At 39.5% G+C, this 16321-nt stretch carries 13 protein-coding genes; all 13 read right to left on the minus strand.

The window, feature by feature from the left end; genetic code table 11:
* The coding region (locus HMPREF0849_RS03180) for a flippase (protein ID WP_009013561.1) at positions 1-1379 on the minus strand (1379 nt) is incomplete at its 3' end.
* On the minus strand, positions 1376-2536 hold the full coding sequence (locus tag HMPREF0849_RS03185) for a hypothetical protein (protein ID WP_000915512.1): 1161 nt from the start codon (positions 2534-2536) through the stop codon (positions 1376-1378). The genes HMPREF0849_RS03185 and HMPREF0849_RS03180, both read right to left, overlap by 4 nt.
* A gap of 38 nt (positions 2537-2574) precedes the next feature.
* Positions 2575-3540, minus strand: coding sequence for a glycosyltransferase family 2 protein (locus HMPREF0849_RS03190; protein ID WP_000626474.1), 966 nt, complete (start codon positions 3538-3540; stop codon positions 2575-2577).
* Between the two features lie 34 nt (positions 3541-3574).
* The gene (locus HMPREF0849_RS03195; protein WP_001033091.1) at positions 3575-4573 is read right to left on the minus strand and encodes a Stealth CR1 domain-containing protein; all 999 of its coding nucleotides are present in this window, start codon (positions 4571-4573) and stop codon (positions 3575-3577) included.
* A 2-nt stretch (positions 4574-4575) separates the two neighbouring features.
* Positions 4576-5733, minus strand: coding sequence for a glycosyltransferase family 4 protein (locus HMPREF0849_RS03200; RefSeq protein ID WP_000822224.1), 1158 nt, complete (start codon positions 5731-5733; stop codon positions 4576-4578).
* A gap of 3 nt (positions 5734-5736) precedes the next feature.
* Positions 5737-6909 (minus strand): beta 1-4 rhamnosyltransferase Cps2T, encoded by a 1173-nt coding sequence (gene cps2T / locus HMPREF0849_RS03205; protein ID WP_000750329.1) that lies wholly within the window; start codon positions 6907-6909, stop codon positions 5737-5739.
* Between the two features lie 30 nt (positions 6910-6939).
* The gene (locus HMPREF0849_RS03210) at positions 6940-8307 is read right to left on the minus strand and encodes a sugar transferase (RefSeq protein WP_000391464.1); all 1368 of its coding nucleotides are present in this window, start codon (positions 8305-8307) and stop codon (positions 6940-6942) included.
* Positions 8308-8329: 22 nt separating this feature from the next.
* A complete protein-coding gene (locus HMPREF0849_RS03215) occupies positions 8330-9022 on the minus strand; it encodes a tyrosine-protein kinase (protein WP_001142576.1) in 693 nt (230 codons plus the stop codon).
* Between the two features lie 9 nt (positions 9023-9031).
* Complete coding sequence (gene cpsC, locus HMPREF0849_RS03220; RefSeq protein WP_000664124.1) at positions 9032-9724, minus strand: capsular polysaccharide biosynthesis protein CpsC; 693 nt, start codon at positions 9722-9724, stop codon at positions 9032-9034.
* Positions 9725-9732: 8 nt separating this feature from the next.
* Entirely contained in the window at positions 9733-10464 is a 732-nt protein-coding gene (cps4B, locus tag HMPREF0849_RS03225) for a capsular polysaccharide biosynthesis protein Cps4B (RefSeq protein WP_000565332.1), read from the minus strand.
* A 1-nt stretch (position 10465) separates the two neighbouring features.
* A complete protein-coding gene (gene cpsA / locus HMPREF0849_RS03230) occupies positions 10466-11911 on the minus strand; it encodes an LCP family glycopolymer transferase CpsA (protein ID WP_000091225.1) in 1446 nt (481 codons plus the stop codon).
* 191 nt (positions 11912-12102) lie between these two features.
* Positions 12103-14064: a peptide ABC transporter substrate-binding protein gene (locus HMPREF0849_RS03235; RefSeq protein WP_000594269.1), complete on the minus strand. Its 1962-nt coding sequence runs from the start codon at positions 14062-14064 to the stop codon at positions 12103-12105.
* Between the two features lie 148 nt (positions 14065-14212).
* Positions 14213-16180, minus strand: a complete 1968-nt coding sequence (locus HMPREF0849_RS03240; protein WP_000837398.1) for a peptide ABC transporter substrate-binding protein — start codon at positions 16178-16180, stop codon at positions 14213-14215.
* Positions 16181-16321: the final 141 nt, after the last annotated feature.

A 16321-nucleotide genomic window follows, 5' to 3' on the forward strand; every position in this document is an offset into this window, starting at 1 on the left:
TCCAAGACACGTAAGACCAAAACCAAGCCACCGTAGACTAGGAAGCCAAGCAGAGAATAGATCAAGACATTCACAACAGACGAGAAGTGCATGAAAGCTTGTACAGAATACAAGGCGCCGTACATCAGGAGTGCTGCTAGAAGTATTTTCAGCATAGATGGAAAGATCTTGACCTCTTTTAGATACGAACGTGTAAAGTAGAGTTGGATCAGCCAGACCAAACCTTCAGTCGCAACAGATACAATTGAAGCTCCAATATAGCCCAGAGGCGGGATCAAGAGGAGATTCAAGCCCACACTAAAAACAGCTGGAATAGTTGTTGATAGCATAAATTCACGATTCTTATTGTGAGGAATCAAGATTTGAATTCCCATTATATTGGTCCAGCCAATAAAGAACATTCTAAAGGCCATGATGGCAATCGCATAGCGAGCATCTTGGAAGTCTTGCCCCAGGAAAAAATTAACAAAATCTTTGTTAACAATCAAAATCCCCGCAATCATCGGGAAGATAACCAAGTTATACACTAAGAAAGACATTTCATGTAACTTGTTAACCGCCTTTTGATTGCCTGATGAGAGGAGATTGGAGACCCGAGGCAACATAACACTACCAAGCGACGTTACCAAAGTCAACAAAATATTCAATAATTTCAAGGCTTGATCATAGATCCCGACATCCTTGGTCGAAGACAAGGCACCCAACATGGTGCGATCTAGCGTGATGTAGAGTGAAATGGCAATCTGTGGCAGAAACAAGAGAATGACTGGTTTAATATGCTCTTTGGCATAGGCTATATCCAAATGCGGCTTGCGAATGTGCTCCCGAGCAGGAAGCCACATACTCAACTGACCTAGTAGATCATAGGCAACCAAGAGGATGATATACAAGTACAAGTCGGATGGTTTCTTAACAAATAGGAATATCGAAACAACACCTAGAAGTTTGACCATTGTGTTACGAGCTGTGATTTTTTTGAAATCTTCTAACCCTTGAAAAAGCCAAGAAATATCAAAACCACGAGACAGCAAACTAAAGCCAAGTATATAAGCAATTGGATTGTTCATCGACGGCACAAGCAAGCAGACAACTATATAAAGCGTAACCGCTAAACAGGTTGAAAGGACTTGTAAACTGTAAATACCCCAGAAGGTCTTTTCGACTTCCTTACGATGGCCGGAAATTTCCTTTGTCCCATAATTGGCCACCCCAAGTGTCGCTAAGAGTATAAAGTAAGTTACTATTGAGTTGTAGTACCCATAGGAACCTAAGTCATTGGATGAGAAAACCCGAGTAATATAGGGTGTAGTAATGACTGGTAAAACGATTACTAACAGCTGATAAGAAAGATTATATAAATAATTTTTTAATACTTTCACAAGGAGTTCCTCGTTGTAGATTTCTTCGATTCAAATTCAATAACTGGCAAGGTTGCAAATAGAGTAAACATAAAAATATTATAAGACGGGCGAACCCAGAAGGCCTCAAACATACAGTTGACTGCTATTAAGGATAAGGCCGTCAATAGCAAATAATTCTTTTTGCGATAAAGTGACCAAGACCTAACTATGTATAACACGACCAATAAGAGAACTGGAATCATCCCATAGGTAAAGAGCATCTGAACGTAGGAAGAGTCTACATAGTCGTAGCTCAAAACGGATTCTGTACGCCCCCCATAACCGACAAATGATATGCCCCGAATCCCAAACCACTGCACTGCATATTTTTTTAGTGCCTCATGTCCTAGGTGTAATCTCATACTAAAAAAATTGTTTAGAGCCACATACATTGGATGAGACCAGGTAAATTTAGAAGAGAGATAAATCATTACTGAAGACGCTATACCAGCCGATAAAGGAAGTAAAGCAAAAAGCCGTCGCTGTTTATCATTTCGGAAATAAAAGTACAGAAAAATGAGCGCCATTACAGTAATAGAAGCGGCATTAAGCCTCGCATCGCAATATCGAATAATGAAATAAGCCAGACCAAATCCTAAGGCAGTCCGTAAAACAATGAATTTCTTTCTAAAGATATACGATATAGCTGTATATAGATAAAAACAGTGAGAAGCAAAATCAGTTGGATAAATAAAGCCAAATGAATTTCGAACAACGACTCCCGCAGATCGTGATTGGACAAATTGCAAGTTTGGAATAGCACCAATCACAGCCAAGAACACTATCAATACAATAAAAAACAAGGCTACAACAGAGTATATTTTAAGTACACTTTCCATCTCAGCCTTGTAAAGAAAGACAAGCAGAAACATATACATCAATGCATTAAGGTTCCCAGTCTTATAGTAAACCATGCCCCCAGCAAAAAGAAGAATTGGTGCAAAGATGAGATAGCTTATAGAGTAGTGATGAATATAAGCAAATCGCATAGCAAGTAACAGGACCGCAAAAAAAGGAACTACATTAGGAATATTAGGTAAAACAGGAGCTAACATAGACGTATTGATCATATCTATGGAGACAACCACTATTAAAACTGCTGCAATTAGCAATTTATCACGTTCTAACTTTAACATTTTCTTTTTCCTTTTCTTCTTTCATCCCTAACTCTTACTTAGGATTTTTTTAACTTTTTAAATTGATAATAGAGCCGCGGATACCTACTAATCAAAACATAGAGAATCTTACGTTTCTTACTAACTCTAGCATTCTTCAAAACAAGAGGCAAATATGGCCTCATCTTCTCCTGAAGTCTCTTGAATTCTACTGAATCCCCATCCTTAATCATCGTAAAGATAAGAAGACTTCCTGTAAAGAAGCGTGAAATGATAGCTTCTTGGAGTTCTGAACTCTCAGGATAGGTTGCATTCACAACCTCTTTTAAATGATCGATTGCTTCGTAAAACTCGTATTGTTTTGGTGTGAAAGCCGAGGCAGTAATGCTACCAGGTCTATGGTAATAATGGTAAATCGGAAGATGGTACAAAGCCACGGATTGGGCTTGGTTGAGTTGCTCACTGATCACATAGAGGTCTTCGTAGATGCGCCCCTTGGGGAAGGGAGCTTTCTCAAGAAGTTCTTTCCGATAGAGTTTCCCACAAGCAGAGACCGTTACAAGGTCTCCGTAGAGCATCTCAGTCAGAGCCTTTGCCTTGTCATAAACCTTAACTTGATCTAGATCAAGCTGATCCAAGTGGAAGTTCTGATAACGATGATAGTGAGCTGTCGGCTCTACTTTACCACTAACCATATCTGCTTGGGTACGATCTTGTAGCTCTGCTAGCAATTCCAAGGCGCAAGGTTCCAAATAGTCGTCTGGATCTAGGAAAGTAATCCAGTCGCCCTTGGCTTTCAAGACCCCATAGTTCCGAGCATCAGACAAGCCACCATTGACCTTATGGTAGCTAGTCACCCAATCATATTGCTGGGCATACTGGTCACACAAGTGTCCTGAGCCATCACTCGAGCCGTCATCAATCAAGAGGACTTCCATATCCTTGTAAGTCTGATGTTCCAAACTCTCCATGGCATAATGAAGGTAGTCCTCCACATTATAAACAGGCACAATTACCGAAATCATATTTTCTTTTCTTTCTCTTACTTAGTTTTACAGTTTAAATCTCAAATGAGCTTCTATCTGGAAGCAGTTGATCCATAGCCTTGATAAAGTCTGTCATCACCTGCTCCTCGTCTTGAATGTTAAATCCATCATTGATACACATAATTTGGTATTTGCCAGAATTTAGTATCTTCCAAAAATCTGGTCCGGCATTATCCAAAGAAAAGAGTCCTCCCAACTTAGGATTTCCGATAGCGTATTTACCACTGGCAATCTGCCAATACTTAAAGAGCCAAACATTGGTATCAGAAGGATTTCTAAAGCGACTAGCAGAGGTTCTTTCCAAGACAGCTTTTTCCTTTTCCCATACCAAGTTCATCGTTGATCTTAGTAGAGGATAGGGCAGATGACTCTCCCAGAAACCACAGATAAACTGACTATTTCTGTATAGTAGCGACTTAACGATACTTTTTAATCCCTGCTTTGGATCAAAGAATTGGCCATTCTTCAAAATTTCATTTCGACTGAAATAGCTAGTGACAATCTCCATGTCATTTATCTGAAAATTCCCCGTTCCATATCGCTCAGGAATAATCGGTGAAAGAGCCGTATTATATTTAGGTAAACCATCCTCTGAGAAAAAATCTGTCGGCTCGACTGGAGCTGTCAAATACATATCGTCATTAAAAAAAACAAAATGCTCTGAGAGACCAGGGATTCGATGGATGTTACTTTCGATAGGATTGGCAGAAAAAACTGGCAGGTAGTCATTACAGATAATCTCTGTATGATCTACCAACACCAATTTTTCACTATTTATATCTAACCAGCTTGGCTTTTGCTGGTCGGTCACGAGGTAGACCTTATTGACCCAAGGAGCAAATTTTTCAACTCCTCTAAACCAATATTTAAAGGTCCCCCATTCTCGGTAAGCCTTGACTGAATTCATACTCTGTTTAGAAGTATTAACCGAGCCATCATAGCTTGATTTTTTTTCTTGCCACACAGGATCATTCCCATCAACCCAAGTAACAACAAAATCTATTTTATTCATAACTAATCTTTTCTATCTGTTTTATACAACTCCGAAAAGTTCTTAATGTAACTCTCCAAAGAAAACAGCTCTTTTTGTCTCTGATATCCTACTCGCCCAAATTTTTCTCTTTTTTCAGAACTATCTAGTAAGAGAGAAATGGCATTAGAAAGTTCTTGAGGACGATTTGGTTTGACTAAGCAACCACTTTTGTCATCTACTACCATTTCAGCTATTCCCCCATTGTTATAACCAACAACTGGTTTTGAACAAGCCATGGCTTCTAGGACTACTGTAGGTAGGGAATCAGGTTTTATACTTGGTAAGACAAAGATATCAAACATATTATAAAGTTCAGAAGTCTTATCGTAGTAATCAATACGATGAATTTGTGATACAACAGATGAAGAAGCTATTCTCTTATCTAGTTCTTCTAAACGCCATTCTTCACCAGGAAAAACACCTCCAGCTAGGAAAGCCACCGCTTGCTCATTCTTTTCCAAAAGTGGCTCGACTGCTTCTATGAAATCATTTTGTCCTTTTATAGCATTGACCCGACCAATCATGCCAATCACAAGTGCATCTTGCGCAATGTCAAATTTTTCACGAATAGAAGACGCATCCATTGGATAATAGACAGCATTATCGACACCGTTATAAATCACTTCCACTTGGCTATCTTTGATAAAGGGAGACTGTTTGATATGATTAGCGACCGCTTGGGACACCGTCACAATCTTGTCTGCATATCGTCCCATGAGCATATTGATAAAGTCAGAAATAGCTTTGGGTTTGACGATAATCTCATGAACATGCCAAATCAAAGGCAGCTTGAGCTTGCGTTTCAAATAGATGCCCTCCAAAACAGCCGCTGTATTATTGTGAACCATATCTATACTGTGTTCTCGAGCATAGAGGGCGATTTGCTTAGCATAGAAATTATAAGAGCGAATATAGTCAGCAATGCCTTTAGGATTAAAGTATTTTCTACGTAAAATCGGATAATCCAACACGCTGACCTTAGCTCCAACTTGGCGCAAAGCCTCGACTAAAACACCGTCATTTGGCAAGATGACGTGAGCTTCAAATTCTTTGGAATCCAATCCTTTGATCAATTCCAATAAAACCTTATCTGCTCCATACATTTCTGCACCAGCATGCAAGTATAAAATCCGTTTCATTCCCTATCCTTTAAACACTTCTTCATAATCTGACACAATCTTTTCCCATGTGAAAGCCGAGAGGATTCTTTGACTTGACTTGAAATCCAAGTCAGTTATTGCTACCTGATCAAATCCCTCTACTTCCTCAATGACACGAGCCAACTCATCTTTTTTCCAATAAATGGCCCCGTCTTCACCAACCTCACGGTTAAAGCCAACATCTAGCAACAAATTCAGTTTTGTGGATGCTAGAGCTTCCAGTAGAGAAGGGTTGGTTCCTCCAACCTCATGCCCATGGAAATAGGCAAAGGCATTTTCGCGAATGTACTTGAGTAACTCTTGGTCATAGACAGTCCCGACAAATTTGACCCTAGGATCTTTATCAAAACCAGTATCTTGTAACAACTGGTCGTAAAATTTATTCTGCTCCACATTTGTGATGAGAACAAAGTCCTTTTTGGACTTGGACTTGATAAATTCACGAATCATGGCTTCGTAGTTGTTTTCAGGAACGAATCGTCCCACTACTAGATAATAGCCATTTTCGCTAACTCCTTTTTCCTGATACCAGTTCCGAACTTTGGTATCTTCTGCCTTCAGGATTGAAGGGGCTGTATCTGTCCCATAGGCAATATAGGTGGTCTTTGGTTGATACTGCTTATAATCCTCTTGGATATATTGTTCGATATTTTTACTGTCACAGACCAGTAAATCTGCATGTTTGACCATGAGCTGCTCTGAAAATTTCCAGTACTTACGAACTGGCAGGCTCCACTTTGCTCGCAGCCATTCATGGCCATCAGGATTTACCAGCAAAGAGCCACCGATCGCACGAATTTTTTTCTTAAGTCCAGAAATAAAAGGACCGATGCGACAAGCTAGAATGTAAAAAATGGGAGCCTCGTCCTTGTTTTCCTTAGCCAATTCAATAGCCTTATTGACCGCTGCAATATCGTAAGCGATGGCGCGGGCCGGTCCGATATTGGGTACATCGATGTTGAAGCAAATGGCTCCATTGTGCTCAAACTGGTCTTCCGTAATACCAGACTTGGCTGAATTTTCACGCATACAAGCAACATAGTATTGTATGTTGCTGTCTTTTTGATATTCGGTTAATTTTTCAACAAAGGTTTCAAATCCTCCATACTTGGCAGGAATCCCCTTTGAACCAATGATATAAACTGACTTTTTCATCTCTCTCCTAACAGGACTGAAGGGCAGAAATTACTTTGCCCCATCTCTCATAAATACAACTTTAACGGTCTTTAACAATATTTCAATATCTTTCCAAATAGTCCAATCATCAATATAGGCCACATCTAATTTGACAACTTCATTGAAATCCTTGATCTCACTTCGCCCGCTGACTTGCCACAAGCCTGTTATCCCAGGTTTAAAACTCAATCGACGTTTTTGCTCAGGTGTATATTTTTCATACTCATCCACTGTTGGGGGACGGGTCCCAACCAGACTCATATCTCCCATGAGAACATTCCAAAACTGTGGCAACTCATCTAGGCTGGTCTTACGAATAAAGCGACCAATTGGTGTGATACGAGGATCATCATCAACCTTAAACATACCACCTTGCATGGTATTTTGAGCCAAAAGTTCTTGTTTCCTCTGCTCAGCATTCACGCACATGGATCTAAATTTATAGAAAGTGAAATGTCGACCATTTTTTCCAATACGCGTTTGAGAAAAAATCGCTGGCCCACCATCTTGTCGAATCATTGGAACCAAAACAATGCTCACCAAACCACAAATAATCAATCCAACAATCGAACCGACAATATCAATGATCCGTTTAGCGACCACATGACTCGTCTTATAAAATTTTGTTGAAAAAGTTACGACATTCAAACCTGCCATTTCACGAATTTTTTTATCACTACCTAAATTATCGTTAAAAGCATTGAGATTAACTGTCACGTCAATTCCCATTGTCTCAAAAAGTGAGATAAACTCCCCGATGTCGTACTCTTCACTTGGTAGATTGATAAAGACCTCATCAACAACTTCATGAGTAGCAAAGTCTAAGATGTTCTCAGCAGGTACAACTGTTAAGGATTGTTGCTGAAAATCAGGTTGGTCTAAAACACTGACCGCCACCAAATTCCAAAAAATTTCTCCCGACTCTATCAACCTATCGATGACTTTTTCAACCCTAGAGGTCGCTGTTATCAAGAATATCTTCTTACTCCCCTTGAGATTTGGAAAGATGCTTTTTCTATAGCGTTTAATGCATAGATTCAACAAATACAACAGAATAGAGTGTATAGTCAAAAAATAAATCATTCCTCGTCTAGAGATACTAAAACGATCTTCTAAGAAAAAATTCGAAATACTGATAGCTAAAGCAAAGAACACGATATACTTTGTCGTGTTGATAAACTCTGCTAAATAACCCCTTTTAAAAAAATCATGCCCATAATCACTGATATAAAACACAAAAAAATGAAGAATGAACAAGATAATAACAGAAGTATTTACAATCTCTGTTTCCTTTACAAAACTAAGTAAATATGCTAATAAAATGACAAGAAAACTCTGGATTGCCGCCAAAGTAATCTTCAATCCCTTTTCTTCCATAATATCTTCCCTAAACTATTTATTATTTTTTGCCATAATTCCCATAGTTTCCATATGCTCCATAGGAGCCATATTTTTCAACTGAAGTATTGAGTTTATTAAGCACAATTCCTAAGAATGGTTTTCCTGTTTGTTCGAGTTGTTCTTTAGCTTTTTGGACATCACGACGATTTGTTTCACCAGCAGCAGTTACCAAAACAGAAGCATCACATTTTTGAGTGACGATAGCTGCATCTATGACAACTCCGATTGGCGCTGTATCCACAATGATGTAATCAAAGTACTTACGCAAGGTATCAAGCATGGTTGCAAAATTTTCACTTTGTAGCAAGGCTGTTGGGTTGGGTGATATAGAACCCGCTTGAATAACAAACAAGTTTTCAACATTGGTATCACATAGGCCTTGTGATAGGTCTGTCGTCCCAGATAAGAACTCTGTTAGTCCAGTAATCTTCTCGCGTGATTTAAAAACACCTGACATGACAGAATTACGAATATCGGCATCGATTAACAGCGTCTTATAGCCCGCACGCGCGAAAGCCCAAGCAATATTTGTAGAAGTAGTTGACTTCCCTTCACCCGGTTTCACAGACGTGATCGAAATAACTTTCAAATTATTCCCACTCAACTGTATATTGGTACGAAGCGCATTATAATATTCTTCAGCTTTTCTTGCCAAATCTAATTTTTTTTGTACAATCTCTAATGTTGGCATCTCTCTCTCCTATTTCAATTTATCCAAATTTGGAACTACTCCCAATAGCGCAATTTGCATCACATCTTCGATATCTTCTGGACGTTTCACTCGTGTATCTAAGAGCTCAACTAGGAGAACCGTAACAACCATTACAACTGCGCCAGCAAGAAATCCAACCATGGTATTGCGACGGATATTTGGAGACGATGGGGATGTTGCAGGACGAGCTTCTTCAAGCGTTGTCACATCTGAAACTCGCGTGACACTGATGATTTTTTGGGCAGCAACCTCTCTCAAAGAGTTAGCGATGCGGCTCGCTTCTTCAGGCAAACGATCTGTCACAGAGATAGAAACAATACGCGTATCCACTGGAACTGTTACCTTAATTTTACTAGCTAGACCTTTTGGAGGGAGATCTAGTTTCAAATCAGTCGCAACTTTTTCTAAAACGTCTTGCGAGAGAATGATTTCACGATAGTCTTTTACCAAGTAAGATCCAGCTTGCAAGTCTTGGTTGGTCAAACCTGGCTTATCTCCCTGATTACGGTTGACCACATAAATTCGGGTCGTACTCGTAAACTCCGGCTTCACAATAAAACTACTGTAGGCAAATGCTACTGTCCCTGTCACGAATGCTACCAAAGCAATTAAAAATTTTCGTTTCCAAAGGATTTTAAGTAAGTGAAATACATCGATTTCCATCATATTTTGTTCTTTCATTTTTTCTCCTAAATCAATTGATCCATTATTATTTTTCGGGGATTATCCTTAAAAAGTTCCTTAGCCTTATCTTCACTGTATTTTTTGGCAATGATATCATAGGCTTCCTCCATATGAGGAGGTCTGTGATCCAAGTTGTGCATATCACTTGCGATCACGTGAACCAGATCTCGTTCCAAGAAATACTGAGCTCTCTTTTTCATGAATTTATAAGTTTCTCCGAAGAGTTTAGGTTTCAAGACATGAGAACTATTGACTTGAGTATAACATCCCATATCAATCAGCTCTCGCACGCGCTGCTCATTGTTTTCTAAAGCATCGTAACGTTCAATGTGGGCAATGATGGGTGTAATGCCTAACATTAGAATATTACTCAGCCCCTTATGCATATCCCGATAGGGTGTATTCATACTAAACTCAATCAAAGCATAGCGACTATCGTTGAGGGTCGGGATTAATTTCTTTTCTAACTTCTCAACAACATCTGGCGTATAGTAGATTTCTGCCCCATAGGCAATGATTAAGTTATCCGCAACTTCCTTAGCCATTTCTCGCACCTTTAGAAAGTTAGTCGCGATTTTTTCTTCAGGAGTTTCGAACATCCCTTTTCGTCTATGCGAAGTTGAAACGATTGTCCTCACTCCTTGACTGTAGGCCTCTCTAAGAAGTTTTTTACTTTCCTCTATCGACTTTGGACCATCGTCCACATCAAAAACGATGTGCGAATGAATATCGATCATGCTACTTGCCCTCCATCACATCATTGATAGCAGCTTTCGCAGCGGCCAAGCTACTTTCATCAATTTCCATCATGTAGAGGTTACTATCTGGCATAGCGTATGAAGGAAGATCCGTGCGTCCAGTTCCTTTCAAGTCTTGAGAGTTGACTTTGTAGTTCCCACCACTCTCCAATTGAGTATTAACCAGATCCATCATGGTTTCCAAAGGCATATTGGTCTGAAGAGAATCTTGTAATCCTTGAATAATATTGTCATAGTTCTTCAAAGCTTCAGTTGATGTTAATTTCTGAATCACAGCTACAATAACCTTTTGTTGGTTTCGACCACGGTCACGATCTCCATCTGCTAGAGAGTAGCGCTCACGGACAAAACCAAGAGCCTGCTCAGAGTCTAGATGGACATTTCCAACTGGGAAATGGAACTTCCCGTGTAAAGATGTGAAATCTTGGTCATTATAAACATCTACGCCACCTAAAAGGTCAATCAACTTCAAGAAAGAGGTAAAGTTCAAGCGCACATAATAGTTAATATCCACCCCATAGAGATTTTCCAAGGTATGAATCGACGAGTCTACTCCATAAATCCCTGCATGGGTCAATTTGTCCTTTTGATTGTTTCCTCCATCCGCAATCGGAACATAGGAATCACGAGGAGTTGTAGTGAGAAGGATTTTCTTGGTATCTCGATTCACAGTCATTAGAATATTCACATCAGAACGCGAAACGGAACTAATCGGACCATAGGTATCAATACCGCTCACATAAATATTGAAAGCTTTATTCTTCGATACCTTTGGTGCCGCAACATCCTTAGTTAATTGTTTTGTATAGATTTTTTTGATTTTTGAAGCATAATCTGGATACTCTGCTTCAATGATATTTTCAAAGACACTATTTAAGACAATTGCTTTCGTTTCGCCAGAAAGCAGACTCTTATAAGCTGCTAGATAAGAAGTACTCTGTTCAACTGTCAAGTCTTTACTCTGTGTCGTCTTAATATCCGCCACCAACTTTTGGATATTATCATTATCTGTTTCAGTCGGACCTGTAACACTCCCTAACTGAGTCACATTACTGATTTCACTATCTTTCAAAACGACCACACTCATCGAATACTCTGAGTAGTTTGAGGTCGCATTGATATGATTGGTAAAACCGACAAACTGTTGCAAAGCATAGAGAGAAACCGAGCTAACTACGATAGCAAGTGTCAAAAAGAAAACCGTAAACTTCTCGGCTTTTTTATACACTATCAGAAGGATTGCAATTACAGCAGAAATAAAAATAAGAACCGCCGTAAGGATATTGAGGTATCGAAAAGCTAGGATATTATGTTTAAAAATCAAGAACAGCAAAAAACCACCCAACAGTAGATAAATGGTTAATAAGACTATGTTAATATTTCGTTTCATGTTGCCAGAACGAGCTCTCTTTGAACGTCTACTCATGATAATCCCCTATACACGTTAATAGTTATAAATATTATATCACAATCATGATGGAAATTCCATCCATCCTTGCTATTTTCAGCGTTTTCATTCGCTTTTGTTCTCTTAAGTTGCTCTGAAATATAAGCAAAGTTCCGAATGCCATTCTGCACAAAAAGACAAGGCGCTCAGGGGCAACCTTGTCTGTAATCTTATTTTACGTGGTTTTCAAACTCTTTCTGGCTCTTTTCGATAGCCTTTTTACTTTCTTCTTCCCACTTAGCCTTGGCTTCATCAAATTGTTTCTTGGTAACAGGGTCTTTTTGTAATCTCATGTACTTATAATTATTTCCGTCACCCTTGATACCTACTAGGGAGTAGGCACGTGTAAACGGAGTTACTTTGGTTACAGAGGCTGTACCGCCATTTGACATAGCAGACATGACTAGAGAATTGTCAATCATCCAAGCTTGAGCTTCAGCGTATTTTTCATAGCGCTTAGCGACATCTTTGTTCTCAGCATCTGCTTCTTTCAGGAGTTGTGTATAGGTATCGAGCCCCAAACTCTTAATGAGCTCTTGGTCTTCCTTGGCATCAAGACCAAAAATCTTGAGATAGAAGCCAGTTTCAGCATTGAAGGGATCTAGATAAGTTGATGGATCCTGGTAATCACCAACCCAACCATCAAAGTTTAGGTCGTAGTCACGAGCTGCTGGATTTGGTGCTAGGAAAGCAACATTTCCAAAGTCATCTGTAGAAAGCTGTTGAACATCAATAACGATATTGTCAGAACCTAGTACTGTTTCAAGGGTTTGTTTAACCGAGTTCATACCAGAAACCGCATTTTTATTCGTCTGATCAACAGGGACATCCAAATGGATTGGGAAAGTCACGCCTTGGGCTTCCAATTCCTTTTTAGCTTCCGCAAATTTTGCTTGGGCCTTTTCCTTGTTAAAGTAGGCATCTTGAGCGTCTGCCAAATTGATACCTGACCACTCAGTTCCGTAGTTCACAAGCTTAGAAGCTGTTACTTCTCCAAAGGTCTTATCTCCCACCTGGACAAATGTTGGGGGAACCAAAGTATTACGAAGGGTTTTGCTCGCTGCTTCTTCACCGTTAGATTGAGCAGAGTAGGCTGTTCGATCAATTCCAAAGTTGATAGCCTGACGGAAATTTTTATTTAAGATAGCTGTTTGAGCTGATTTCTTTTGTTCGTCCGTTGTTTTAGCGGTATGATTATAGGTTTTGCGGTTGACGTTAAAGTTAAAGTACCAAGATGTCTTGTCTTGTAAGCTATAGACGATATTGTCTTGGTATTTTTCTTTTGTCTTAGCATAGTTCGAACTATTTGGATAGACTCCTGCAATCGAGTAAGCACCACTTTCAAAGTTTCGAATGGTCATCTCCTGATCTGACCCATCAAAGTAAGCTAACTTAACTTTTTCAATGGTTACTTTATCATGGTCATAATAGTGTGGATTCTTCACATATTCGATCGAAGATTTTGATGTGAAATCTTTTAACAGATAGGGACCGTTATAAAGGATACTGTCTGGTGTCAAGGTACCAAAATCTTTATCCTTTGATTTCAAGAACTCTTCGTTGACTGGGAAAAGAATACTATTGGTTGTCTTAGAGTTCCAATAAGGTTCTGGTCGTGTCAAAGTGTACTCAACCGTATAGTCATCCAAGGCTTTGACACCAACAGTTGAAAAGTCATTGGTCACACCCGTCACATAGTCATTCAATCCCTTGATTGAATTTTGGATCAGATCCATGGCTTGCCCCTTGTTGTCCGCGGCATATTTGATCCCAGTGACAAAATCCTGAGCTTTGACTGAAGCATATTCCTCACCATCAGCTGTATACCACTTGGCATCTTTTCTAAGCTTGTAGGTATAGGTCAAACCATCTGCTGAAACTGACCAATCCTCTGCAAGAGCAGGCACGAGGTTCCCGTAGCTGTCATTTTCTAGCAAACCATCTACAAGATTGGTAATAACGGCAGTGTTATCTGCATAATAATCTAGAAGATAGTTAAAAGTTGTTGGATTCGCACTAAATGTTGATGAATAAGTGCTAGTATCTGTGTTGGACTGTCCACATGCCGAGAGCAAAATCCCTGTCGCTAAGACAAGACCTGTCCCGATTAGTCTTTTTTTCATTTTGATCATCATTTGCTCCTTTATGTCACTTTTTATAACATAACCATATTTTATCAAATTTATTCAAAAATGTAAAGTTACTACTTTTATGACAACTGGTGTCTCAAAACAAAAAAAGGAAGCACAGTTTCCTGCAACTTCCTTTTCTATTTATAGATTACTTGACGTGTTTTTCAAGTTCTTTTTGGTATTTGGCATTTGTTTCGATTTTTTCTTGTTGCCATTTCTTGAAGGCTTCTTCGTATTCTTTTGCAGTCACAACGTCATTTTGCAACTCCAAACCTTTGAACACAAATGGGTCTCCCTTGATTCCGACTTGAGAGTATGCTTTTGTGAATGGTACAGTTCGGCTAACAGTTGGAGAACCACCTGAAGAAGCAACTGGAATCAAGAGTGAGCTATCAGACACCCAAGCTTGAGCTTTAGCATATTTTTCATAACGCTTATTAAGGTCGCTGGTTTCAGCTGCAGCGTCATCCAAGAGTTTCTTGTATTCGTCCAGTCCAACTTGAGCCATCACTTCTGGATCTCCTCCGCGCTTGATCCCCAAGTGTTTAAGGGCAGAACCCTTCTTAGCATCAAGGATGTTGAGGTAGGTAGCTGGGTCTTGATAGTCTGGTCCCCAACCAGTTCCGTTCAAGTCATAGTCTTTTTGGGATGGAACCTTGGCTTGAGACGTAATGCTCATTTTCTCATTATCGGTCATTTGAAGGACATCAACAATGACATTTTCAGTACCAAGTGATGATTCGATAGACTGCTTGAGTGAGTTGGTTTGTTGAACCGCGATTACATCTGTTTGTTCAACGGGGATATCCAAATGGATTGGGAAGGTAACACCCTTAGCTTGCAATTCTTCCTTTGCTTTAGCAAAGGCTGCCTTAGCTTTTTCAGGACTGTAAATCGTATCCTTGCCATCTGTAAGGGCTACATCTTTCCACTGGTCTCCATATGAAACGAGCTCTGCCTGCGCCAACTCTCCAAAGGTCTTTTCACCTACTTGAACGTAGTCATGAGGCACTAGGCTGTTACGGATAATCTTGTTCGCACCTTCTTCACCATTCAACTGAGCAGTATAAGAATGACGGTCAAGGGCAAAGTTTAGCGCCTGACGGAAGTTCTTGTTAAGCAGAGCTTCTTTCGTTGAAGTTTTTTGAGCTTCGTCTGTTTTGGCTGTTTTATTGTAAGATTGGCGGTTTACGTTAACAGTGAGGTAGTAGCTAGTCGCTTCTTGTGGACTGTAGACAATCTTATCGCCGTACTCTTGTTTAGTTGACTCAAAGTTTGAGCTTGTTGGGAAGAGACGGGCTGTTGTATAAGCACCTTGTGTAAAGCTACGAATCAAAGATTCTTGGTCTGATCCATCGTAGAAAGTTAGTTTGATGTTGTCAATCTTAACATTGTCCTTATCCCAGTAGTTTGGATTCTTTTCATACTCAATGACTGATTTTGAAGTCAATGATTTCAAGAAATAAGGACCGTTATAAAGGATACTTGATGGGGTTGGTGCACCGTAGTCGCTCCCTTTAGAATTCAAAAATTCTTCATTAACTGGGAGCATGGTTGCAGTTGTGACCTTAGAGTTCCAGAAACTTTCTGGTTTATTGAGCGTGTATTCTACCGTGTAATCATCAACAGCCTTAACTCCTACGGTAGAGAAATCATTGTTCTCACCACTAACATACTCTGCCAAACCTTTGATAGAATCCTGAATCAAAGAAAGACCATCTGATTTTCCGTCAGCGGCATGTTTAAGCCCAGTAACAAAGTCTTTGGCCTTAACTTCAGCGTATTCTTCTCCATCAGAGGTATACCATTTTACTCCCTTACGAAGTTTGTAGGTGTAAGTCAAACCATCCTTTGAAACAGACCAGTCTTCTGCAAGTGATGGGATTAAGTTCCCATACTTATCATTTTCCAAAAGACCATCAACAACGTTTGCTATAACGTCAGAGGTTGAGCTCTTGCTCGTCACACTATAATCCAAAGAAGATGGATCCATAGCGTAGACATAAGAGAATGTTTTGGGAACGTCCGCTTTCTTTTCACTTTGCCCACAAGCAGTTAATAATAGGGCTGCACTCAAAACAGCACCTGCTCCTAAGAGCCACTTTTTCGATTTCATAAGTAATCTCCTTAAAGATAGTGTTTTCACCATTATACCCTATTTTTTCATAAAAGCAAGGACTTTCGCCAGATTTTTTAGAAAATTCTAACAAATATTTTTAAAAGGCTTTTCTATATATTTTTTAGTAAAAGAACCCCA

The sequence above is a fragment of the Streptococcus sp. C300 genome (assembly GCF_000187645.1).
In the GTDB taxonomy this organism is placed as follows: Bacteria; Bacillota; Bacilli; order Lactobacillales; family Streptococcaceae; genus Streptococcus; species Streptococcus oralis_CQ.